This window comes from Actinomadura geliboluensis, from assembly GCF_043197915.1.
Lineage (GTDB): Bacteria > Actinomycetota > Actinomycetes > Streptosporangiales > Streptosporangiaceae > Spirillospora > Spirillospora geliboluensis.
Genome location: NZ_JBICUA010000009.1, coordinates 42,242 through 65,020 on the forward strand (window position 1 = coordinate 42,242; position 22,779 = coordinate 65,020).

Here is a 22,779-nt window from a genome sequence, read left to right on the forward strand (position 1 = left end):
CATGAAGCTCTACCAGTCAGTTCTTTTCGTGGGACTCGGCGGAACCGGCTGCCTGATCGGGGCGGAGCTGGAGCGCCGGCTCCGCGAGGAGTTCTGCGGCCCCGACGGCACCGCGTTCCAGCGGGTCCGCGAGGACGCGCTGCCCTACCAGCTGCCCGACTGCACCCAGTTCGTGTACGCCGACGTCAACCAGGCCGACCTCGACCGGCTGCCGGCCAGCGTCGTGCCCGGCCCGCAGCACGTCCCGGCGGTGCAGCGCACCGCGCACTACGTCCGGGGCCTCGTGCCGCGGGTCGACACCTACCCGGAGGTGGCCCGCAACCTGCGGCTGACCGCCGAGCGCGAGGTCGCCGCGTGGCTGCCGCCCGACGTCGGGGAGCCGCGGGTGACGCCGCTGCAGCGCGGCGCCGGCCAGCTGCCGACGATCGGCCGGGCCGCGCTGTTCGAGACGTTCCGCAGCGGCATCGCGCACGCCACCGCCGACCTGAACAACGCGGTCGGCCGGCTGTCCGGGCCGCAGGCCGCCACCGACCTCTACAAGATCGGCGGCAGGTCGAGCAACAAGAACGCGGTGGACGTGTTCGTCGCGTTCTCCGTGGCGGGCGGCACCGGCGCCGGCATCTTCTACGACTACCTGCACCTGATCGGCGAGCTGTTCGAGCGCACCGACCTGCGGCCCAAGATCTACCCGCTGGTGCTGATGCCGTCGGCGTTCGTGGACGGCCTCGGCGGCGGCCGCCCCGCGCAGCTCAACGCGGGCCGGGCGCTGCTCGACCTGTTCCGGCTCGTCGACCGGCAGAACGGCGGCGGCGCCCGCCGCGACCTGCGCGGGCACACCTCGCACGCGCCCGTCGACCCCGACGAGGTCGCCGTCCACTACCCGGTGGACGGCCGGATCGCGCTGCGGCCCGGCACCGCGCAGACCGGGTTCCTGTTCTGCCGCCCGGTGGGCGCCGAGCCGGGCGACCTGCGGCGGTCGGTGGTCTCGCTGATGCTGTCGCTGATCGGCACCGAACTGGACCAGCGCGCCAGCAAGGACGGTGAGCAGCACCAGTCCTTCGCCGACAGCTTCATCAACGCCAGCGTCGACCGGCAGATCCCCGCCGAGAACGGCATCGGCGGGCGCGGGGTGTCGACCGCGCTGGTCGCGTCGCTGACCGTCCCGGTGGACGAGCTCGCCGACCTCGTCGCCGGGCGGCTGCTGCGCGCCGGGGTGGACGACCTGCGCGGCGCCCCGTCCGGCCAGGAGTCCAACCGGTCGCTGATCCAGGAGTTCCTCGCGGTCGCGAACATCTCCGAGATCTTCACCCGGCCCGCGCAGGACCACGCCGAGCCGGAGCCCGTCACCGGCGCGAAGGAGGTCACCGCGGCGCTGAACGACCGGGCGGAGGCGATGCGGGCGGCGCTGGCCCGGCTGCGGACCCGGCTCGACCGGGAGATCCCGGACCGGGTCAGCGGCTTCGACCCGCGCGACGCCGTCCCGCGGATGCTGGCCGCGACCGACCCGTTCCGGCTGACCCGGGCGCTGTTCGGCAACCCGGACGCCGCCGACGAGGTGGAGCGCGGCGGCGCCGTCGGGCTGCTGCAGCGCCGCCGGGTGGAGCCGCCCGCGCCGGAGGGCCTCGGCCCGAACCCGCCGCCGCTGCCGACGCTGCGGGACCGCTCCCTCGGCATGGTGAAGGTCAAGTGGACCGACCCGGACCCGGTCGAGGCGCGCGAGGACCAGGACCGCTGGTACCGCTGGCGCACCCACGTGCAGTGGACGGAGCCCTGGTCGCAGCTCGCGCCGCGCTGGCGCAAGCCGCTCGACCAGGTCGAGGCGGTGCTGCGCGGCCTGACCCGCGCGCTCGGCGAGCAGGCCGCGCAGGACCGCGACCGGTTCCGGGACCGGGCCGCGGACCTGTCGAAGTCCCGCGTCGGGGTGTCGTACCTGCTGCCGCCCGGCGGCGAGCTGGAGCAGTTCTACACGCGGGTCGTCCGGCGGATGACCGACGACCTGGTCGGCAAGGGGCAGCTGCGGCCGAGCGCGTCCGGGGCGGAGCTGCTCGCCCTGCTGATCGGCGGGGACGGCTGGCGGGAGGCGTACCGGACGGCGTGGGACAGCAACCCCGAGGCGGCCGTCGCGCAGCTGCGCGAGCGGGTGAAGGCCGAGGTGAAGACCTACTTCCGACTGGCCGGGCAGGGCCGCGCCCCGCTGCTGCCGACGCTGCACGACCTGCTCGCGCAGGCCGCCGGGCAGGCGCCCGGGGAGCTGAGCGAGGCGGAGCTGGAGGAGTTCCGCGGCAAGCTCGCCGGGCTGGTGCCGGCGAACTTCAGCCCGCAGGGCACCGGCCGGCTGAAGGTGCTGGTGTCCTATCCGGCCGGGGCCGACGACCCGGCGATCGAGGCGTACCTGCGGGAGGCGGTGAACCTGCCCGCCGGGCCCGACCTCGTCTACGACTTCACCCACACCACGGCCGAGTCGATCACCGTGGTGCTGTTCCGGTCGTCGATGGGCATCACCGACGTCCGCGAGGTCCGGGACGTCCTGCGGACCTGGGCCGACGCCATGGACCGGCCGCAGCGGCAGGACTACCTGAAGTGGCGGCAGCGGCTCGGCTACGACTTCGGCTACCTCGCCACCCACGAGGAGCACCGCGTGCAGATCCTGCACCGGCTGCTGTGCGCCATGTGGAACGACAAGGTGACCGTGGACGGCGACCCGGCGTCCCCGATCAGCGTGTCGGTGCGGCTGTCCGGCGGGGTGTCGATGACGCTGGAGCTGAAGCCGCTGGAGCACGCCTCGTCGTGGGGCAGCCTGCTCCAGGCGTACGAGCTGTGGACGTTCGCCGACAACGCCGGGATCCGCCGCGACTTCTGCGCGCAGCTGATGCGGGAGGCGCCCTACGGGGTCGGCAGCATGCCGAAGCAGCCGGGCGAGCTGTACCTGGTGCTGCGCGACATGGCGGACGCGCAGGTCCGCCGGATCGACGGGATGATCGGCGAGTTGCACTCCTCCAGCCGGGCCCGCGCGCTGCAGCTGCGCGACTTCTGGGTGCGCACCTACCCGGCCGCGCTCGACACCGAGTTCACCGAGGTGTCGGCCGTCCGGGCGAACCTGCGGGCGCTGGAGAGACCCGCCCTGCGCGACCCCGACGGGCCCGCCGGAGGGCCGGAACCGACCGGGCCGGAGTGGGAGCGATGAGCGCCGGCGCCGCCCGCGTCGCCCACCTCGACCTGCGGGACCGCGACGCCGCCGAGGCCGCGGGCCTGGTGGCGGAGCTGCTGCACACCTCGCAGGACCTGGAGCTGCTGCTGGTCGTGGACACCGCGGCGGCGGTCGTCCTGCACCGGGCGGCGTTCGAGGCGCTGGACGCGTCCCGGCAGGTATCGCGGCTGCTGTGCCTGGTCGCGGGGCGCCCGCCCGCCGCGCCCGCCGCTTCCGGCGCCGACCCGGCGGTGCTGCGGCTGCCAAGTAACATCCAGCGCCGCGCGCTGTGGGTGATCGAGGAGACCGGGGTCGACTGGCCGCTGCGGGCCGCCGCCCGCGCCCGCCGCCGCGACGGCCGGGACGGCGACGGGCTCGCCCGGCTGGCCGAGCTGCTGCGGCTGCCCGCCCTGTTCGAGCGCACCCACCGGGTGCTCGGCGAGGTGCCGTTCGGCGCGGCCGTGCCCGGCCTGCACCTGGCCGGGCACGGCGGCACCGGGCATGAGGACTTCCTGCTCGCGCTGCGCGCGGCGATCCGCCGCGCGCTGGACCCGGCGTCCCCGGCGCCGCCCGAGCGCGCGGACGAGCAGACGCGGAGCCGGGTGCCGGTGCGCTTCACGGCAGGCAGCGCCCTGCGGCGCGCGTTCGACGAGGCCGACGGCGCGCTGGCCGAGGCGCGGGAGGCCGCGGTCGAGCTGCCCGGCGCCGACGCGCTGCTGCGGGAGCTGCCCGCCGACGCGGCGGTCCGGGACGCCGGGGACCGGCTCGGCGCGCTGCGGGACCGGCTCGCCGACCTGTTCGGCGCCGTCCCGGACGGCGACCGGCTCACCGACGACCGGCGGGCCGCGATCGCCGCCCGCGGCGTCGAACCGCCGCCGCCGGAGCCGTTCGAGCCCCGGCCGTACCGGGACGGGCTGCACGCCTGGCTCGCCGACGGCCTGCACCGGGGCGCGTCGCTGCCGCGGCTCGACCAGGACCTGCGCGCCTCGGCGGCGGCGCTGGACGGGCGCGGCGGCCATGCCCGGCGGCTGCGCACCGCGTGCCCCGGCGACCTGCTCGACGGGCTGCGCGCCCCGGCGCCGATGGCGCCGCCGCAGCCGTGGCTGCCGGCGGCCGGCGCGGTCGCCGCCGCGCTCGCCGGGCTGTCGCCGCTCGGCGTCGCGGGCGGCCTGGTGATGGCGCTGCTGTGGACGGCGCTGGTCGCGCTGACCGTGCTGCGCGGCCCCGGCGGGCGGCTCGCCGACCACTCCCGCGCGCTCGGGCTGAACGCGTTCGGCGCCCTCGCCGGGGCGATCGGCGGCGGCGTGGCGGGCGACACCGGGCTGCCGCCCGCCGCGTGGGCGGCGGCGGTGGCCGTCGCCGTCGCGGGCGCGCTCGCCGTCGTCGCGCAGTCGTGGCGGTCCCGCGCGATCCGCTGGGGCGACGAGACGGGCCTCGACCGGGCCGAGGCGGCGCTGCAGGACATGCGGCACCTGCTCGGCGGCGCGGTCACCGACTGGGCCCGGCTGAACCGGCGGCTGGACGTCGTCGACGAGTTGAACGCGGTGCGGCAGGCGCTCGCCGGCGTCCGCGAGGAACTGGTGGAGCGCGCCGCGAAGCTGGACGCCGACGACCACGGCCGCCCGGCCCGGTCCCCGCTGCGCTACCCGGAGGCCGTCCAGTGCTGGCTCGGCGACCTGGTCGCCGAGGCGGTGCGCGGCGCGCCGCACGGGGAGCGCGGCGAGCAGGCCGGCCCGCACGTGCGCGAGGCCGCGCGGCGGCTCCTCGACGGCTGGGAGCACGCCGTCGAGCGGGGCCACGCCCCGGAGGCGGCGCCGTTCGTCACCGACGCCCGCCCGGTGCCGCTCATCGACGCCGAGGACCTCGCGTTCGCCGCCGAGCAGGCCGGCCACGACCCGGCGGGGGAGATGTGGCAGCTGTGCGCGCCGGAGGACCTGGCGCTGCTGGACACCGCGCCGGAGCCGCGCGCGGTCCGGTTCGCGCCGCGGTCGGCGGGCGGCGCCGGGGCGCTGCCGGCCGGGACCGTGGCCGTGCCGTCGGCGGCGCACTGCGGCGTGCTCCGGCTCGTCCCGCTGCACGCGGGGGTCGTGGAGTGGACGTGGTCCGAGGAGGACGACGGCGGATCGGTCGAGGCGGGCCGGGACGGGAGGACGGCGTGAACGTCAGGCTGCGCTACCGGGACGTGCACGGCGGGGACGTCGAGGCGAAGGCCGTCGAGGTGCGCGGGTCGGAGCCGCCGCTGCGCCCGCCGCTGGAGGCCGTCCGGCTCCAGCTGGAACTGGACGACCGGACCCGCACGGTCCGCTGCGTCCGGCCCGTCGACCGCGGGCCCGGCGGGCGCGCCGCCGGGTACCGGCTGCTGGACGGCGAGATCCTCGCCGGGCTGCGGCTCGCCCGGCTCTGCGACGGCGCCCCCTACCCGAGCGCGGTGACGAGGCTGATCGGCTATGACGCCGACGCGGCCGAGCCGTTCGCGCTGCTGGAGCCGCTGCGCGGCGTCGAGGTCGCGGTGTACGCGGGCACGCTGCCGACCGACCAGCGGCGCCGCTTCCAGGTGGGGCTGCTGCGCGCGGTGCGGCTGCTGAACGCGGCCGGCATCGCGCACCGCGCGATCGGCCCGGACACCGTCCGCTGGGACGGCGACGAGGTGCAGCTCACCGACTTCTCGCACGCCGCGCCGATCGGGGCGCCGCGCACCGTCGCGGGCACGCCGCCGTGGCAGGCGCCCGAGCAGCGGCCGCGGGTCGCGGACGGCTGGGAGCGCGGCACGGTCGGCCCGAACGACGACGTGTGGGCGGCCGGGCGGCTCATCTTCCACGTGCTGACCGGCGAGGACCTCGACGACCGGGACAAGCTCGCCGACCGGCCGGAGCTCGCCGAGCTGCTGGCCGGGGTGTTCGGCGACCCGGACCGGCGGCCGTCCGCGCAGGCGCTGCTGCACCGGCTCGGCGAGGCGGACCCGCCGCCGCGCCCGCTGCCCCCCGACCCGGCGTTCCTGCGGGGGCGGGAGCAGTTCTTCGCGCAGCGGAACCGCAAGCATCCGCACACGGCGCCCGCGCCGGAACCGGCGCCCGAACCCCGGGCCACGGCCCCGGCCCCGGCCCGTCCCGAGGCGCAGGCGCCCCTGCGGGGGTCGGCGGGCTCGTGGGTGCTGTGGGCGGGGATCGCGGCGCTGGTCGTCGTCGCCGGCTACCTGATGCTGGGGCGGTGACCGATGGCCACGTCGCTGCTGCACCAGACGCTGTTCCGCTGGGGCCGCAACAGCCGGTTCGGCACGAGCGCCGAACCGGGCCTGTTCCCGGTCGCCAGTTCCCTGGACGCCTCGCCCGCCGGCGAGCTGCGCCGCCTGCACGCCCGCGTCGGGCCGTGGCTGCGGTGCGGTGAGGGCGGCAGGCCGGAGTCCGGCCTCTGCTACGCCGTGCTCGGCGACGAGGCGGTGCTGATCCGGCGCAGCCAGCCCGGTCCCGTCCGCAGCGCCACCGCGCACCTGCTGTCCGGCGCGGCCGGGGTGCTCACCCCGCGGCTCGCGCTCGAACTGCGGGACTGGACGTGGGCGGCCGCCGACCTGCCCGGCCGGGCGCCGATGGTCAACCCGAACGCGCTGATGGCGCACCGGTCGGGCCTCACCGACGAGGCGCGGGCCCGTGCCTTGGAGCGGCCGCTCGCCGTCCTGCTGTCGCACGTCCTGGACGGCCCCCGCACGGTCGAGGCGGCCGTCGGTCCCGACACCATGCCGCTGCTGTGGGCGGTCGCCGACATCTGCACGGTGCTCGGCTCCGGGCTGGGCGACTGGCCCGAATGGGCGCCGGGGTTCGAGACGTTCGCGGCGCGGGACCCCCGCGCCGACCCGCCGCCGGGCCTGTTCCTGCGGTTCCGGCGGGACGGGACCGACCCGCCGCCCTGCCGCGGCACGCTGCCGGCGGCGCTCGCGCTCGCCCGCCGGTACACGCGGGGCGGTACGGACGCCCTGCGCGAGCTGCGCGCCACCAGCGGCCTGACCGAGCTGGACACGATGAGCGGGCGCGTCACCCACCTGCTGGACACGGCGGAGGAACTCGTGGCCGAGCCGATGGAGATCCGTCCCGCACCCGCGCCCGCGGCGCCGGGCACTCCACGGCCCGAGCCACCCCAGCCCGAGCGGCGCATGGCGGCCCCGCCCAACGCCGAGCAGTCCAAGCCCCGGCAGCCCAAAGCCGAGCAGCCCAAGGCCGCACGGTCCACGGGGCGCGGTCGCGAGCAGGTCTCCTGCCCGATCTGCCTGGGCCGGCTCGACTGGGGGGAGTTGCCCCTCTACACCTTCGACCAGAACCTCGCCCAGTACGTGGAGCTGGCCGTCCCGCGCGGCACCAACGCCGAGCAGCGGGCGCGGCTGGTGCGCACGGCGGCGGTGCGCTGCCCCAACCCCGGCGGCACGACCGGCGTGCACTACCTGCCCGCCGGCTACGGGCAGTACGGGTCCCCGGCCGTCTACGGCTTCATCGGCGGCACCACGTCGGGCAAGACGCACCTGGCCGCCGCGATGGTCGCGGAGATCGAGCGCGGCGCGCTCGGCGCCTACGGCCTCACCGCCCAGCCCGTCGACCTCGACCGGCACCAGGCGTTCCTGCGCGACATGGTGCATCCGCTGTTCAGCGAGTCGGCCTGGCTGGCGCCGACCCGCGAGGGCGAGGTCGCCTTCGCGGACGCGTTCGTCCTGTCGGGCGCCGGCCGGCCGCGCGCGATGGCGCTGTTCGACGTCGCGGGCGGCGAGCTGAGCAATGTCGGCGACGCCAAGCGGTTCCTCGACATCGCCGACGGGCTGATCTTCGTGGCGGACCCGAAGCGCTTCACCCCGGGCAGCCTCGGCGATCCGGCGTTCAACACGGTGCTGAGCCTGCTGCGGTCCACCGGGCGGCTGTCGAAGGTGAGCGCCGCGATCGTGCTGAACAAGGCCGACCTGTACAAGTTCGACGACCCGGTGGCGCACTGGCTGAGCCGCGACGCCCCGGCCCTGGACGCCGCCGAGGTGCTGGAGGAGAGCGCCGACGTGTTCGGCTACCTGCACCAGCGGGACGCCGGGGCGTGGACGCGGCCCTACCAGGAGTGCGAGCGGGCCACCCTGCACGTCGTCTCGGCGACGGGGACGGACGCGATCGAGCGCGGCGTCCGGCCGCTGCGCGTGCTGCGCCCGCTCGTGGCGCTGATGGCGATGACCGGGCTGCTGGCCTCCGCCGAGGCCCAGGACGTGGGGATCTGAGATGACCGAGACGCCCATCCACCAGATCGAGTTCCGCTGGGACCCCGACTACGACCTCACCGGCATCGCCTGGTCGTTCGAGTCGCGGACCCAGTTCGAGAGCTGGAACAACCGGTTGAAGAAGCACGCGGGGGTGTCGGCGCGGGGCCGGACGGCGGCGGCGGAGGCGCCGTCCAGCGCCGTCTACCTCACCTACCCGGACGGAATGGCGGCGCTCATCCTGCGCAGCGTCGACCCACGGGCGATGAGTCCGGGCAACGCGGCGTCCAGTGCGGCCAGAGGAGCGGGCGCCGACCGCCTGCACCTGGTGGCGCGCGCGCTCATCGGCCTCGGCAGCACACTGACCGCCGAAATAGCGATGCTCGTCGCGGCCTCCGACCCGCGCGGCATCTTCAGCCGCCTGCCGGGCCAGGTCGGCCGCGGCACCCAGCTCCAGCCGATGAGCTTCACCCACCTGGTCGGCAACGCCGTCGCGACCGAGGACCTCGAACGGCGGGCCCGGCGGGCGCCGGGGCTCGACGCGCTCATCGCGGCCGTCCTGGAGAACCCGGCCCGCCCGGTGACGATGATCCTGCCCCCGGACGAGATCCGCAGCCCGGTCGCGGCCAGCCGCGCGCTGGCGCTGCTGTGGGCGTCGCGCCGCATCCTGAAGCCGCTGCTCACCGACGCGGACGGGCGGCCCCTCGACGGCTGGCGCGCCGCGTTCTCCACCTGCGAGGCGCCGCTCACCGGCGGCGACGGGCGGACCGAGCCGGCCGTGGCGTTCCGCGAACGCGGGCTGGAGGGGCCACCGCTGCACGAGGGGCCGCGCGAGGTCCGGCCCGGCGACGCCGCCGCGCGGCAGGGCGACCTGTCCGCCGCCGCCGGGCTGCTCGCGGACGCCTACGCCGCGTTCGGCGACGACGCCGCGCGGCTCGTCCGCCCCGTCGTGCGGGACTGCGCGACGCTGCAGGACAAGATCGTCGCCGTCGCGTGCAGCGAGGAGATCACCCAGGCCATCGACCCGGGCCGCGTCCCCGTCGCGCGGGAGCCCGCCCGGGGCCTCGGGCACGCGGTGCGGCGGCCGCCCGCGCCGGAGCCGGTCCCGGTCCCGGCCGCGGCCCCGGCCGCCACGCCCGCCGCGGCCCCGCCGCCCGAGCCCGTCCACGCGCCGTCCGTCCCGGCCCGGCCGCCGGCGCCGCCGCGCGGAGACCCCCATCTCGTGCGGCTCTACCAGCAGCTCAGGGACACCACGGCGCCCGCCGGCGCCGCCCGCATCATGGACTGGGTCGCCGCGCGCACCGCCCGCGGCGCCGTCCTCGACCGGGAGGGGTTCTCCAGCGTCCTGCGGGTCATGGAGGGCGAGCGCTGGTTCGTCGGCCGCGTCGCCGGCCTGCCGGACGGCACCGCCCGGATGGCCGCGCTGATGGAGCCGCTGTTCGCCGCGGGCTTCGGCGACGACGAGCTGGAGGACCGGCTGCGCCGGGCGCACGCCAACGGCGGGCTGCCGCCGGTGATCGCCGACGCGCTCGGGGTGCTGGCGGCCCGGCTGGAGCCCGACCGCGCCGACTGGCTGGCGGAGCGCTGCCTCGGCTACGCCCTCGCCCAGCGCGCGGACGAGGGCGGCGCTCCCGCCGGGCCGGCGCCGGTGCCCCGGCATGAGTCCGCGGTGGCGGCGGCGCTGCTGCTGCCGGGCCGGCGGCTGCCCGGTGCCGCCGTCGGGCTCCTCGTCTGGACGTGGCCCGTGCTGCTCGCCGTCCTCGTCGTCCTCCGGCTGGTCTGACGCCGATGGCCGGACGGACCGGGGAGCACCGGAGGCGGCGGCCCGCAGGCGGGGAGGGCCGATGAGCTACCGCACGGTCATGGCCGCCGACCTCCAGGGCTACGGAGCCGCGCCGCAGAACGTCCAGGAACTGCTCCAGCGCACCCTCGTCGACTCCCTGCGCGAGGCGGCCGGCAACTGCGGGCTGGACGCCGCGCGGTGGCAGGAGCAGGGCAGCGGCGACGGACTGCTGATGGTGCTCCCGCACGGGGTGCCCGCCGAGGTGCTCGTGGGCCGGTTCGTCCGCGAGCTGAACGGGGAGCTGCGCGCTCGGAACCGGCTGGCGGCCGACCGGGCGCGGGCCCGGATGCGGCTCGCGATCCACCACGGCCCCACCGCCGAGGTCACCAACGGCTTCAGCGGGACCGCGCCGGTGGCGGTGACGCGGCTGTGCAACGCCGACCCGCTGCGCACCGCGCTGGACCGGGCGGACGCCGACCTCGCCGTGATCGTGTCCGAGTTCGTGTTCCGGGGGTCGATCGAGGCGGGCATGACGTCGCTCGAACCGGGGGACCTGCGGCGGGTTCGGGTGGCCCGGCTGGACGGCGACCGCGACGGCGACGGCTGGTTCTGGCTCCCCGGCGGGCCCGACCCGCACACCCTCGACCTCCCGGACGGCGCCGCCGCCGAGCAGAGCGCACCGCCGCCGGGGCGGACGGGCCGGGAGCCGGCCGCCGAGCCCACCGAGCCCACCGAGCCCACTGAGCCGCCGCCCGCGCGGCCGCCGGGGTCCGTCCATGTCGAGAAGGTCAACGCGCGCACCTACATCCGCGGTGACCAGCACAACCACTACTACGGAGGCCGTCCATGAGCGACCCGGCACCGGACGAGCGGCCACCCGTCCACCCCGAGGCCCGCGGCGACAAGCCCGACAAGGAGCCCGGCGGCGACCCGAAGCCCGGCGACGCCGAACGGTCCCGGACCGACGTCCTCAACGAGCAGCGCCGCCGCGGCACCGTCCAGGACCGCATCGGCACCGAGCGGGACGCGCTGTCGGGGTTCGTGCGGGCCGCGCAGTACGTCGGCGGCGACCAGCACAACTACACCTTCACCGCGCCCGGCGGGCGGCGCGGCGCGGTCGCGCCGCTGCCGCAGCGGCACATCGAGGAGACCGAGCGCGCCTTCGTCGACCCCGACGGCTTCGACGAGCTGTGCCGGCGCGCCCGCGACCACCGCATCGTGATCCTCCAGGACGCCCCCGACACCGGCCGGTACGCGGCGGCGCGCCGCCTGCTGCACGTGCTCGCCCGGGAGGAGGCCGCCGGCGGCGCGGACGCGGGCGCCGGGACGGCCCTGTTCCGCGTGGACCCCGCCGCCGGCCTGGACGAGCTGACCGCCGACGACCTGGTGAGCGGCGCCGGGTACGTCTACCGGGAGCCGCGGCGGACGGACGCCCTCACCGACTTCGTCCTGGACAAGGTCACGCGGCTGCTGGAGGACGCCGGCGCCCGGCTGGTGATCACGGTCGACACGGTGCCCGCGGACCCCCGGGCGGCCGAGCTGGTGCTGCGGCCCGGCCGCGTCCGGGACCGCCGGGAGATCGCCGCCGCCCTGCTCACGCTGTGGCTGGGGCGGCGGGCCCGGGCCGTGCTCACCGAGGAGGGCGTGCCGGAGCTGCTGGACGCCCAGCTCGGCGGGGACGGCCCGCCCGGCCAGGCGCGGGCGGTCGCGCAGGAGCTGTACAACGCCCACCGCGACGCGCTGCCCCTGGCCCGCACCGCCGAGCAGGCGCTCCGGCTGCGCGACGGGGAGCAGCGCGCCGAGTGGTTCGCCGGGCTCGGCGGCCTGTCCGTCCAGTGCATGGCGGTGGCGACGGCCGTGCTGAACGGGGAGCCCTACGAGACGGTCGCGCTCGCGGCGATGAGCCTGAAGGACGACCTGGAGACGCGCGAGCCGCACCGCGACTCGCTCCGCCGCCTCGACGCCCCGCTGCGGCCGACCCGGCGCAAGTGGCTCGACCTGATCGGCGCCCGCACCGTCCCGTCCACGGTGCGGCTGCGGGACGGGGCGACCGCGCCCACCCGGGTGGTCCGCTACCTCGACCCGAACGCGCAGGGCAAGGTGCTCGGCTACTTCTGGAGCGAGTTCGACGAGCAGCGTCCGCGCCTGCTGGCGTGGCTGCGGTGGTGCGCCGAGCACCCGCTGGAGACCGTCCGGACCCGGACCGCCGTCGCGCTCGGGTTCCTCGGCGCCGACGCGTTCGACCTGGTCAACACCCTCGTCATCGAGCCGATGGCCGCCGACGGGGACTACCGGTACCGGACGGTCGCCGCCGCCGCGCTGCATGTGACCGTGACGCAGCGTCCCGCGCTGCGCGCCCCCGTGCGGGAGATGCTGAAGACCTGGGCCGACCCGGAGGAGTCGGTCGAGCTGCGCGCCAGCGCGGCCCGCGCCTGGCGGGTGGAGTCGGTCGACGGCGGCGTCTCGGCCGCGCTCGACTGGCTCGGCCGCCGCGCCGCCGACGACGACGTGGCGGTCGCCGCGGCGGTGTGCGAGTCCGTCACCGAGATGTGGGAGGACGGCTGGGACGGCGCGGACGTCCCGCGGCGGCTGCTGGAGTGGGCGGCCGGCGACGACGAGAACCGCCGGATCACCGCGCTGCTGGCGTTCCTGGTGGCGGCGAGCCAGCTCGTCCGGCGGATGCCGGGCGACGCGTTCGACTGGCCGGGCCTGCTGCACGTCGCCGCCGCCGACGCCGACCGCATGCGCGACATCGCCGCGCTCTGGCGGGAGACCCTGCACGACCCGGTCCTCCAGGAGGACGCCGACGAGGTGCTGACCGAGTGGGCGCGGACGGCGGACGGGGCACCGGTCGTCCGGCGCTCGCTGGCCCGGCTCGCCCAGGCGATCGCGACGGACCGGACGGTCGCCCGCGCGCTGAAGTACACGGCGCGCGGCTGGGCCGAGGGCGGCGCGCCCGACAGCGCCCGTGACGTACTGACCGCGCTCAACGGAAGGTGATGCAGGTGGCCGAGCACAGGGAAGACGACGAAGGCGGGCGGCGGGGCGAGCACAGAGCGACGCCCCCGCAGCCCCCGCGTCCGCAGCGGCCTCCGCGGGTCCCGCAGTCCCAGCAGCCTCCCCAGTCGCCGCAACTGCCGCAGTACCCGCAGTCTCCGCAGCTTCCGGAGGCCCCGCGAGGCCCGCAGCAGCCGGCGGGCCCGCCGCTTCCGGAGTCGTTCCCCGAGCGGTTCGCCCCGGCGGCGTCCGGGCCGTCCGCGCCGCTGATCGTGGGCTGGCTGCCCGCCCGGCAGGCCCCCCGCACGGCGGCGCCGCCCGGCCGCTCCTACGTCTACTCGGACCGCGACGCGCGCCCCGTCGAGCTGACCGCCCGGCGGGCCCGCAACCCGCTCGGCTTCCTCGGCCCGCGCTACGAGTGGCGCGTCGAGGTCGACACGACGCTGCGCCGGGACGTGTTCGTCGACTCGGTGCCGAGCCGCACCGAGCTCGCCCGGTTCGAGCTGACGATCGAGGCGGAGTGGGCGGTGACCGACCCGGTCGCGGTGGTGGGGAACGGCATCACCGACGGCGCCGCCCTCGTCCGCTCCCGGCTGCTGGACGTGGCGCGCACCGTCTGCCACCAGTTCGAGATCGACCAGGTCGCCCGGGTGGAGACGGCGCTCGCCGACCGCCTGCGCGCCGAGCCCCGCGACTACGCGGAGGGCATCGGCGTGCGCCGCTGCTACGTCCGGGTCGTCGCGGACGAGCGGACCCGGCGGCGCAAGGAGCGGTTCGAGGACGCGCGGGTCGAGCGGCAGCTCACCAACGAGGAGGTCGACGACCTGCGCCGCTCGATCCGCACCAGCTCGGACCTGTTCCTGCGCTACCTGGCGCAGGACCCCGAGCGGGTCGGCACCCTCATCGCCGACATGCGGGAGCACGAGCAGCTGAAGGAGCAGCGGGTCATCGAGCTGTACAACACCGCCATCTCGGCGAACATCATCCGGCCGGCCCAGGTCAACGAGATGCTGGAGCGGCTGCTCGGCCCGATGACGGGGGTCCTGCAGCCGGAGGGCCGGACCGACCTGTTCGGCACCCGGGAGATCCCGGCGCCGTCGCCGCCCGAGCCCCCGATGATCGCGGGACGGGTCGACCGGGACGCGGCCGGCTCCGGTGCGGCCGGGTCCGGTGCGGCCGGCGGTGCGGCCGGGCCCGGTGCGGACGAGGACGTCATGCCCGAGCAGCTGCGCGGGCGCTCGGAGGACGGGGTGGAGTCCTGGAGGCCGATGCCGTGGGACTCCTGAGCCGCCGCCGCCCGACGCCCCCGGCCGGTGCCGTACCGGCCGGGGGCCCGGAGATGGACTTCCCGCGCCCGGCCGGCGCGGGCGCCCGGCAGTCCCGGATGCCGTGGCGGCTGCCGGACGAGCCCGCCATCTCCGGCATCGCCGCCGACGCGGTCACCGTCGGGGCGCTGACCGTCCGGGCCGCGTCGCTCGTCGGGCCGGGGCACCGCTGCGCCGAGCCCGCCCAGCACCGGCAGGACGCCTACCGGCTCGGCCGCGACCCGGGCCGCCGGTTCCTGCTGGCGGCCGTCGCCGACGGCATGTCCGACAGCAGCCGCTCCCATCTCGGCGCGAACGTCGCGGCCACCGCGCTCGTCGCGCGGCTGCGCGCCGACCTCGGCCGCGGCGCCGACCCGGACGGGCCCGCGCTGTTCCTGGACGCGGCCCGGCAGATGTCGGGCATGGCCGCCCAGCAGAAGGTGACGGAGAACGACGTGCGCGCGGCGGCGCTCGCCGCCGCCGTGCCGGTGGAGCCCGCGCCCGACGGGACGCGCCCGGTCTGGCTGTCGTGGCTGGCGGACGTGAGCGCGTGGCTGCGCACCGGCGCCGGCTGGACGCGGCTGACCGGCACCGACAAGGAGGGCCTCGACCAGGACGTGCTGACCGAGTTCCTGCCGTTCCACCCCGGCCGGACGCGGACGGCGCGCGTCACGGTGCCGCCGGGCGCGGTGCTCGCGCTCGCGACCGACGGGATCGGGGACGTGCTCGCCGGCGGGGCCGCGCCGTGGTTCGCCGAGCGCTGGGCCGGGCCGCCGCACATCGCCTCGTTCGTCGCCGACGTCGGCTACGACGCCCGCGGGCGGCTCGATGACCGCACCGCCGTCGTGATCTGGTGCGACCGGTGAGGGCGTGGTCGGACCGGCCGTTCGGGCCGGTCACGCAGCTGCCGGACGTGGCGGCCGAGGGCGCCCGCATCGCCGGGGAGAACGGCCAGTCCACGATGGTGTACGAGTGCGCCGCCCACCCCGGCTGGCTCGTGAAGCGGTACAAGCCGGGCTTCCCCGAGGAGCCGGCCGAGGTGCTCGACCGGCTGATCGCGCTGCCGGCCGCGATGAGCCCCGCCGAGCGCGCCGTGGTGGACGCGGCGACCTGCTGGCCCGTCAGCCGCGTCGAGTCGGGCGGGCGGACGGTCGGGGTCGTGATGGCGAAGGCGCCCGCGGAGTTCTTCGTCCGGGTCCGGACGCCGTTCGGGGCGTCCGACCCGATGCCGCTCAGCCTGGACCAGCTCGTCCAGGACGACCGCGAGTTCTACGAGGCGCGCGACATGGCCGTCCCGGACCGGCGGGAACGGGTCCGCGTCGCGCGGAACATGCTGCGCGTCGGCGCGGTGCTGGAGCGCCGCGACGTCGTCTACGGCGACTGGTCGTACGCGAACCTGTTCTGGGCGCGCGAGACGGGCGGCGTCTTCCTCATCGACATGGACGGCTGCGGCCTGGCGTCGCGCTCGTGGGTCGAATGCAACTCCTGGGACGACCCCGCCGTGCGGCCGGGGGAGCGGCTCACCGTCCGCACCGACCGCTACAAGATCGCGGTGGCGGTGCTGCGCGCGCTGACCGGCGTGCGCGGGCAGGACCCGCATCCGGCCCTCGACGCCCTTGGCGGGCGGCTGCGCGCGGGGCCGTTCGGGGACGCCCTGAAATGCGCGATCGACGACCCGCCGGATTTGCGGCCCAGCTCCGGGGAGCTGCTGGAGCTGCTGGAGAGCGAACTGGACGCGCGCCCCGCGTCCCGCCGCACTCCGCCGGCACCGCCGCCGCGGCGGGAGGCCCCGCCGCCCGCCGAGACGCCCACCCGGCCCGCCGTCCGGCCCTCGGCCCCGCCGTCGGCTCGGCCGCGCATCGAGGACGACCCGTTCGAGCGGGACGCCGCCGGACCGGCGGCCGGCGGCCTCGACCGCTACGTCCTGCCGCTGATCGTCGCGTGCCTGGGCGTGCTGGCCGTGCTCGCGCTGGCGGGTCTCGCTTCCGCCCTTTTCTGACACATCGAATCGACCAGAAGAAGGACATCCGAAAATGACCGAGCGAACAGGCGCGCAGGGCGGTCGCGGCAAGGGCATGCCGACCTATATCGCGCTCGACGTCTCCAAGTCGATGCAGATTCACGAGGCGCTGCTGAACGACACCCTCGCCAAAATCATCAAGGAGCTGTATCTGAATCCGCGCGTCGCGGAGTTCGTGCACCTGTCGATCGTCACGTTCTCGTCGGTGCCGAACGTCGTCGTGCGGATGACGGAACTGACGCGGATGCGGCAGATGCCGGTGCTGCGCTGCCACGGCGGCACCAACTTCGGCCCGCTGTTCGAGATGTTGCGCGACCGGATCGACATCGACGTCCCGCTGCTGCAGGAGAAGGGCTACAGCGTGCTGCGGCCGGTGGTGTTCCTGCTGACGGACGGGGCGCCGACCGACCGTCCGGACACGGCGTGGCGGGAGGCGCACCGCGCGCTCGTCGACCCGGGCTGGCGGCGGCACGCCCGGGTCATCTCGTTCGGGTTCGGGGACGCCGTCGAGGACGTCCTGCGCGGCATGTCGACGGTCGAGACCTACATGGCGGACCCGGCCCTCGGCGACGCGACGCGGGCGCTGCCGGAGGCGATGAACGGGATGCTGAGCAGCATGGTCGCGTCGATGCAGGCCCGCGAGCTGCGGCTGCCGGACGACGTCGCCGGGTACCGCGCCCTGTCCGAGGAGTACGTCGAGCAGTGACCGGGCCGCGCGGGGGCGGGGCGGGTCAGGGGACGGCGGCCTGCGGCAGCGCCGCCTTCTCCGGGGCGGCGGTGGCGCGGGAGAGGCGGCGGCCGAGGCGCTGCGCGGGGGCCTCGATCCAGCGGTGGGACGCCCAGCTGGCCGCGACCAGGACCAGCAGGAACACCGACAGGCCGACGGCGTCCTCGCGCTCGGACGCGCCGAGGAACTGCGCCGCGACCATCAGCAGCAGCGGGTGCAGCAGGTAGAGGGAGAAGCTGATGGTGCCGAGGCCGGTCGCCCAGGCGGGGAAGCGGTGGTGCCGCAGCCGCCACGCCGCCGCGAACGTCACGGCGGCGGCGACGACCGCGCCGCCCCAGACGAGCTGGGCGTTGGGGCCGTAGGGGGCGGCGTGCCACAGCCCGGCGGCGAGCGCGCCCGCGAGGACGGCGCCGCCCGCCGCGGCGCCCGCGCGCCAGGTGATCTGGCCGTGCTCGGCGCGGTGGACGGCGGTGCCGGCGAACATGGTGGCGAGCAGGATGAGGCTCTCCCAGGCGCTGACGCGGCCGTTCGCGGAGACCAGCACGAGGGCGACGAGGCCGCCGAGGAGCCCGCCGAGGGTGCGGGCGGCGGCCCACCGCGACACCGCCGCCGCGATCGCCACCAGCAGGGCGGCGGCGGTCACCGCGACGACCGGGCCGGTCCCTGCGGTGCGCGACAGCAGGGCCGCGGGCGCGTACGCGCCGGTCAGCAGGCCGCCCGCCGTCAGCGTGACGGCGACCAGCGCGACCACCGTGAGCACGACGGCGGCCTGCGCGGAACCGCGGTGCCGGCCCACCACGAACAGCGCGACGATCAGCAGGTAGAAGGCCATCTCGTAGGAGAGCGTCCACAGCACGTTCATCGCGTTGGGGACGTTCAGCAGGTCCTGCAGCATCGTCAGGTGCGCCACGATCGCGGTCGCGGGGGAGTACTTCTCCAGCCCGGCGCGCAGCCCGAGCACACCCAGCAGGAACGGCAGGACGGCGAGCAGGCAGGTCACGGCGAGCAGCGGGTAGATGCGGAAGAAGCGGCCGATCCAGAACCCGCGGACGCTGCCGCGCCGCTCCAGTGACGCCGGGACGATGTAGCCGCTGACGAGGAAGAAGACGAGCACGCCGAACAGTCCGGGGTCGAACCAGTCGGCCAGGCGCACCCGCAGCGCGGGGAGGTACACGTAGCTCGCGTGGTGCAGTGCCACCGCCAGCGCCGCCCCGCCGCGCAGCGCATCAAGCCACCCAAGCCTGGACGTAGCGGAGGAAACGCCGGAAGTGACGACCATTGGGACAGGGTAGTCGTTAGCTTCCCTAAATCGGTTATTTGCCGTGAAATAGGTGAGTACGGTGGCCGGCGCGTCCGCTCAGGGCGCCGAAAGGGAGCGATTCATGCCCGCGATCACGCACCGCTCGACCAGGGAACCGCTGATCAAGTCCCGTTTCCTGTCCCATGGCACGCTCAAGATCACCGATGTGGCGGCGACCCGCCGTTTCTACGAGGAAGTGCTCGGGCTGGAAGTCGTCCAGCCGATGATGGCCGCGCTCTACATCCGGCTCGGCGGCGACCACGCGTACGTGTGCGTGGAGTCCAAGCCGGACCGCCCCGACATGCCGCTGCTCTACCACAACGGGATCGACGTCGGCAGCGACGAGGACGTGGACGCCGCGTACGCGCGCATCGCGGAGGTGAGCGACGACTACGGCGTGAAGGAGCTGAACAAGCCCGTCCGCCAGCACGGCGTCTACTCGTTCTACCTCAAGGACCTCGACGGCAACTGGTGGGAGATCGGCCACCTGCCGCCGCGCGGCTACCGGTTCCGCTTCACCGACCCCCGCAACGACCTCACCGGCCGCACCGACCTCACCCCGCAGGAGGCCAAGGAGGTGTTCCTGAACCCGGTGGTCGGCACCGAGTGACGCCGGGCGGCTGGGGCACGATGGGCGCATGACGACACCGCCGCTGAGCCCAGACGAACTGCTGACCACCACCCGCACCGTGCGCAAGCGCCTCGACCTCGACCGGCCCGTGCCGCTCGGGCTGGTCCGCGAATGCCTGGAGATCGCGCTGCAGGCGCCGAGCGGCAGCAACCGGCAGGGCTGGCAGTGGATCGTCGTCACCGACGCCGGGCAGCGCGCGGCGATCGGCGAGTACTACCGGCGCTCGTTCGCCGCGTACGCGGCGTCGAAGGAGTCGGCCGGCTCCCTCTACAAGGACGACCCCGGCCGCGCCGAGGTGCAGCGCCGCGTCGGCGACAGCGCCGCCTACCTCGCCGAGCGCATGGGCGACGTGCCCGTCCTGGTGATCCCGTGCCTGCGGGTGGAGGGCGGCAAGCTGCCGGGCGGCAACCAGGCGGGCCTCTGGGGCTCGCTGCTGCCGGCCGCGTGGAACTACGCGCTCGCCGCGCGCGCCCGCGGCCTCGGCACCGCCTGGACGTCGCTGCACCTGGTGTACGAGCGGGAGGTCGCCGAACTGCTCGGCCTGCCCGAGGACGTCCGGCAGGGCGCGTTGCTGCCGACCGCCTTCTACACCGGCGACACGTTCCGTCCCGCCGCGCGCGTCCCGCTGGACGAGGTCCTGCACATCGACCGCTGGTGACACCCTCCTGAACCTTCCGTGAGGCCCTCCGGGGACGCGGGCGGGCCGTCGGCCGAAGTCTTATTGGCGGGTCGCCAATAAGCTATTGCCACCCCGCCAATAGTTGTTCTAGTGTGCGGTGGCACAGGAGAGGCACCTGCCACCCCGGCCCCGGCGGCCCCGTGTGACCCACGTCTTCGCGCCAGACGCACGCGGGGCCTGCCGGCTCTCCCGCCCCCCGACGGGAAGGTGAACCCGGCCTTGTCCGCCATCCAACGGTCCGCCGTCCAACGGTCCGCCGTCCGCCTGCCGCGCCGCGTCCACGGCCTGCTGGGCGAGGTCGGCGAGCTGTTCGTCATCGCCCTGGAGGCCGTCCGCCGGACCTGGGACGTGCGCACCTGGGCGTGGGAGTTCGCCGAGCAGGCGTGGTTCCTCGCCCGGGTCACCAGCATCCCGGTGATCCTCGTGTCGCTGCCGCTCGGCGCGACGGTCGCGCTCCAGGTCGGGCAGCTCGCCGCGCAGCTCGGCGCCCAGTCCGCGACCGGCGGCGCGGTCGTCGTCGGGCTGGTCCGCGAGGTCGCGCCGATCGCCGCCGCGCTGATCATCGCGGGCGCGGGCGGGTCGGCGATGACCGCCGACATGGGCGCCCGCCGCATCCGGGACGAGCTGTCGGCGATGGAGGCGATGGCCGTCAACCCGGTGCACCGGCTCGTCACGCCCCGGCTGTGGGCGGCGAGCCTGGTCTCCACGCTGCTCGCCTCGCTCGTCATCGTCGCGGGCGCGGCCGGCGGGTTCGTGTTCAACGTGCTGCTCCAGGACGTCACGCCCGGCGCCTACTTCGACGGCGCGGTGTCGCTGCTCCAGACGTCCGACCTGGTGGTGACGCTGCTGAAGTCCTGGCTGTTCGGCGTGATCGCGGCCGTGGTCGCCTGCTACATGGGGATGAGCTGCGCGGCCAGCCCCGTCGGCGTCGGCCGCGCCGTCAACCGCGCCATCGTCGTCGCGTTCATGCTCGTGTTCGCCCTCAACTACGTGATCACGACGGTGTACTTCGTCGCGTTCCCGCCGAGGATCTGATGGCGAACCTGCCCGTGATGGAGAGGATCGCGCCGCGCGCCGCGCAGGCGGGGGCGGCGGCGCTCCAGCGCTCCGGGGACCTCGCCCAGTGGCCGGTCTTCGTCCACCGCATCCTGCTGTACTCGGCGCGCGACCTGATCCTGCGCCGCAAGTACACCAAGACGATCGCCCGGCACGTCAGCGACGTGGTCGTGGGCGTCGGCGCCAGCGTCGTCGGCGGCGGCATGATCTTCGTGATCTTCACGATGGCGTTCTTCGTCGGCACCGAGGTGGGCCTCCAGGGCTACACCGGGCTGGAGTCGATCGGCGCGCAGTCGTTCATGGGCCTCGTCGGGTCGTTCGCCAACGTCCGCGAGATCACCCCGGTCATCGCGGCGGTGGCGCTCGCCGCGCAGTGCGGGTCGGCGTTCACCGCCGAGCTCGGCGCGATGCGGATCTCCGAGGAGATCGACGCCCTGGAGGTCATGGGCATCGGGTCGTTCGCCTACCTGGTGTGCACCCGCGTCGTCGCCGCGCTCATCGCGCTCGTGCCGCTCTACCTGATCGCGCTGTTCGCGAGCTTCTTCTCCACTCGGCTGATCAGCACGAGCTTCTTCGACCTCGCGCCCGGCGTCTACGACTACTACTTCCGGCTGTACCTGCCGACCATCGACCTCGTCTACAGCGCGATCAAGGTCGCGGTGTTCGCCTTCGCGGTGATCACCATCCACTGCTACTACGGCTACTACGCGACCGGCGGGCCGGCCGGGGTGGGCCGCGCGGCGGGCCGCGCGATCCGGCTGTCCATCATCGTGATCGTCGCCCTGAACCTGCTGCTGTCCTACGTGTTCTGGGGCAACGGCGCGACCGTGAGGCTCACCGGATGATCGACGAGGAGATCCCGCTGCCGCGCCGGCTGCTGATCAGCGCGGTCACGCTCGCCGTGCTGGCGGGGCTGCTGTACGTGCTGGTCGCCCGGCCGGGCCGCGACCCCGGCACGGTGCTGACCGCCGAGTTCGGCCGCGCCGGGCAGGGCCTCGGCGCCGGCACCCCGGTGAAGATCCGCGGGGTGACGGTCGGGTCGGTGGCGGACGTCGCGCTCACCGGCGGCGGCCGCGCCCGGGTCGCCCTGCGGCTGGACGCGGGGACGCGGGTCCCCGACACCGTCACCGCGTCCATCGAGCCCGCGTCGGCGTTCGGGCCCAAGTTCGTCGCCCTCGTCCCCGGCGCGCACGCCGACACCGGGCCCTACCTCGCGTCCGGTGCCCGGATCGCGCGCACCTCCGACCCGCGCGACCTGTCGGACCTGCTCGCCCGCGCCGACGCCGGGCTCGGCGCCGTCGACGCGAAGGGGGTCGGCACGATCGTGCACACCGTCGCGACCGGCCTGCACGGGCAGGGCGCGCGGCTGCGGCAGACCATCGACCAGACCGGCATCCTGCTGGACGTCGCCTACAAGAACCGCGCCAACGCCCGCCGGTTCGTCGGGGACGCCGCCGACCTGTCCGGCGCCCTGTCGGACAAGGGCGACGAGCTGGTCGGGATCTCCGGGGACGCGAACGCGCTGATCGGCACGGCGGCGCGGGGACGCGGCCGGCTGGCCGGGTTCGCCGACGGGCTGTCGGACGTGTCGCTGCTGGTCGCGCACGGGTTCGACAAGCGCGGTGGGCAGCTCGGCCAGGCGTTCCGGTCGTCGGAGCGGACGGCCCGCATCATCTACGCGCAGCTCGGGCTCGTCGGCGACGCCGTCCGGACCGGGAACAAGCTGCTGCCCCTCTACGGGGAGCTGACCGATCTGAAGGGCACCGGCGGCAAGAACTACATCCGCACCCAGGGCTACCTGCCGACCGACCCGTGCGAGCTGGTCCTCGGCCTGTGCGGGCCGTACGGCGGCGGCACACCGCAGCAGGGAGGGCGGTGAC

Annotated in this window: 17 protein-coding genes; 16 read left to right on the forward strand and 1 reads right to left on the reverse strand. The window is 75.8% G+C overall.

Annotation, left to right across the window (positions count from 1 at the left end):
- Position 1 precedes the first annotated feature (1 nt).
- From ACGFI1_RS27380 to ACGFI1_RS27430, 11 genes are all read left to right on the forward strand, one after another.
- Positions 2 to 3,184 (forward strand): tubulin-like doman-containing protein, encoded by a 3,183-nt coding sequence (locus ACGFI1_RS27380; RefSeq protein ID WP_392789146.1) that lies wholly within the window; start codon positions 2 to 4, stop codon positions 3,182 to 3,184.
- On the forward strand, positions 3,181 to 5,346 hold the full coding sequence (locus ACGFI1_RS27385; protein WP_392789149.1) for a hypothetical protein: 2,166 nt from the start codon (positions 3,181 to 3,183) through the stop codon (positions 5,344 to 5,346). The genes ACGFI1_RS27380 and ACGFI1_RS27385 overlap by 4 nt, the downstream gene beginning before the upstream one ends.
- Positions 5,343 to 6,398, forward strand: a complete 1,056-nt coding sequence (locus ACGFI1_RS27390; RefSeq protein WP_392789151.1) for a protein kinase domain-containing protein — start codon at positions 5,343 to 5,345, stop codon at positions 6,396 to 6,398. The genes ACGFI1_RS27385 and ACGFI1_RS27390 overlap by 4 nt, the downstream gene beginning before the upstream one ends.
- Positions 6,399 to 6,401: 3 nt before the next feature.
- Positions 6,402 to 8,423 carry a Rab family GTPase gene (locus tag ACGFI1_RS27395; RefSeq protein ID WP_392789154.1) on the forward strand — a complete coding sequence of 674 codons (2,022 nt, stop codon included), beginning with the start codon at positions 6,402 to 6,404 and terminating at the stop codon, positions 8,421 to 8,423.
- A 1-nt stretch (position 8,424) separates the two neighbouring features.
- Entirely contained in the window at positions 8,425 to 10,185 is a 1,761-nt protein-coding gene (locus tag ACGFI1_RS27400; RefSeq protein WP_392789156.1) for a hypothetical protein, read from the forward strand.
- Between the two features lie 61 nt (positions 10,186 to 10,246).
- The gene (locus tag ACGFI1_RS27405; RefSeq protein WP_392789158.1) at positions 10,247 to 11,035 is read left to right on the forward strand and encodes a hypothetical protein; all 789 of its coding nucleotides are present in this window, start codon (positions 10,247 to 10,249) and stop codon (positions 11,033 to 11,035) included.
- Positions 11,032 to 13,185, forward strand: a complete 2,154-nt coding sequence (locus ACGFI1_RS27410) for a hypothetical protein (protein ID WP_392789161.1) — start codon at positions 11,032 to 11,034, stop codon at positions 13,183 to 13,185. The genes ACGFI1_RS27405 and ACGFI1_RS27410 overlap by 4 nt, the downstream gene beginning before the upstream one ends.
- A gap of 5 nt (positions 13,186 to 13,190) precedes the next feature.
- Complete coding sequence (locus tag ACGFI1_RS27415; RefSeq protein WP_392789163.1) at positions 13,191 to 14,468, forward strand: hypothetical protein; 1,278 nt, start codon at positions 13,191 to 13,193, stop codon at positions 14,466 to 14,468.
- The gene (locus ACGFI1_RS27420) at positions 14,456 to 15,352 is read left to right on the forward strand and encodes a protein phosphatase 2C domain-containing protein (protein ID WP_387075693.1); all 897 of its coding nucleotides are present in this window, start codon (positions 14,456 to 14,458) and stop codon (positions 15,350 to 15,352) included. Before ACGFI1_RS27415 ends, ACGFI1_RS27420 begins: the two co-directional genes overlap by 13 nt.
- Positions 15,349 to 16,485, forward strand: coding sequence for a hypothetical protein (locus ACGFI1_RS27425; RefSeq protein WP_392789165.1), 1,137 nt, complete (start codon positions 15,349 to 15,351; stop codon positions 16,483 to 16,485). Before ACGFI1_RS27420 ends, ACGFI1_RS27425 begins: the two co-directional genes overlap by 4 nt.
- Before the next feature lie 34 nt (positions 16,486 to 16,519).
- Positions 16,520 to 17,212, forward strand: a complete 693-nt coding sequence (locus ACGFI1_RS27430) for a vWA domain-containing protein (protein WP_386874073.1) — start codon at positions 16,520 to 16,522, stop codon at positions 17,210 to 17,212.
- A 25-nt stretch (positions 17,213 to 17,237) separates the two neighbouring features.
- Here ACGFI1_RS27430 and ACGFI1_RS27435 read toward each other — a convergent pair whose 3' ends face one another.
- On the reverse strand, positions 17,238 to 18,512 hold the full coding sequence (locus ACGFI1_RS27435; RefSeq protein ID WP_392789168.1) for an acyltransferase family protein: 1,275 nt from the start codon (positions 18,510 to 18,512) through the stop codon (positions 17,238 to 17,240).
- Positions 18,513 to 18,615: 103 nt separating this feature from the next.
- Between ACGFI1_RS27435 and ACGFI1_RS27440 the strand changes: the two genes are divergently transcribed.
- The 5 genes from ACGFI1_RS27440 (at position 18,616) to ACGFI1_RS27460 (ending at position 22,778) form a co-directional block, all read left to right on the forward strand.
- Positions 18,616 to 19,143, forward strand: a complete 528-nt coding sequence (locus ACGFI1_RS27440; RefSeq protein ID WP_138639212.1) for a VOC family protein — start codon at positions 18,616 to 18,618, stop codon at positions 19,141 to 19,143.
- A 28-nt stretch (positions 19,144 to 19,171) separates the two neighbouring features.
- Entirely contained in the window at positions 19,172 to 19,822 is a 651-nt protein-coding gene (locus ACGFI1_RS27445) for a nitroreductase family protein (protein ID WP_386874071.1), read from the forward strand.
- A gap of 240 nt (positions 19,823 to 20,062) precedes the next feature.
- Complete coding sequence (locus ACGFI1_RS27450; RefSeq protein ID WP_392789171.1) at positions 20,063 to 20,878, forward strand: MlaE family ABC transporter permease; 816 nt, start codon at positions 20,063 to 20,065, stop codon at positions 20,876 to 20,878.
- Positions 20,878 to 21,744, forward strand: a complete 867-nt coding sequence (locus ACGFI1_RS27455; RefSeq protein ID WP_364552825.1) for an ABC transporter permease — start codon at positions 20,878 to 20,880, stop codon at positions 21,742 to 21,744. The genes ACGFI1_RS27450 and ACGFI1_RS27455 overlap by 1 nt, the downstream gene beginning before the upstream one ends.
- Entirely contained in the window at positions 21,741 to 22,778 is a 1,038-nt protein-coding gene (locus tag ACGFI1_RS27460) for an MlaD family protein (RefSeq protein ID WP_392789175.1), read from the forward strand. The genes ACGFI1_RS27455 and ACGFI1_RS27460 overlap by 4 nt, the downstream gene beginning before the upstream one ends.
- Position 22,779: the final 1 nt, after the last annotated feature.

Bases quoted from the DNA above. Each gene is read 5' to 3' on its own strand.
- ACGFI1_RS27380 (WP_392789146.1), top strand. From the start codon at position 2: ATGAAGCTCTACCAGTCAGTTCTTTTCGTGGGACTCGGCGGAACCGGC.
- ACGFI1_RS27385 (WP_392789149.1), top strand. From the start codon at position 3,181: ATGAGCGCCGGCGCCGCCCGCGTCGCCCACCTCGACCTGCGGGACCGC.
- ACGFI1_RS27395 (WP_392789154.1), top strand. From the start codon at position 6,402: ATGGCCACGTCGCTGCTGCACCAGACGCTGTTCCGCTGGGGCCGCAAC.
- ACGFI1_RS27400 (WP_392789156.1), top strand. From the start codon at position 8,425: ATGACCGAGACGCCCATCCACCAGATCGAGTTCCGCTGGGACCCCGAC.
- ACGFI1_RS27405 (WP_392789158.1), top strand. From the start codon at position 10,247: ATGAGCTACCGCACGGTCATGGCCGCCGACCTCCAGGGCTACGGAGCC.
- ACGFI1_RS27410 (WP_392789161.1), top strand. From the start codon at position 11,032: ATGAGCGACCCGGCACCGGACGAGCGGCCACCCGTCCACCCCGAGGCC.
- ACGFI1_RS27430 (WP_386874073.1), top strand. From the start codon at position 16,520: ATGACCGAGCGAACAGGCGCGCAGGGCGGTCGCGGCAAGGGCATGCCG.
- ACGFI1_RS27435 (WP_392789168.1), bottom strand. From the start codon at position 18,512: ATGGTCGTCACTTCCGGCGTTTCCTCCGCTACGTCCAGGCTTGGGTGG.
- ACGFI1_RS27440 (WP_138639212.1), top strand. From the start codon at position 18,616: ATGCCCGCGATCACGCACCGCTCGACCAGGGAACCGCTGATCAAGTCC.
- ACGFI1_RS27445 (WP_386874071.1), top strand. From the start codon at position 19,172: ATGACGACACCGCCGCTGAGCCCAGACGAACTGCTGACCACCACCCGC.
- ACGFI1_RS27455 (WP_364552825.1), top strand. From the start codon at position 20,878: ATGGCGAACCTGCCCGTGATGGAGAGGATCGCGCCGCGCGCCGCGCAG.
- ACGFI1_RS27460 (WP_392789175.1), top strand. From the start codon at position 21,741: ATGATCGACGAGGAGATCCCGCTGCCGCGCCGGCTGCTGATCAGCGCG.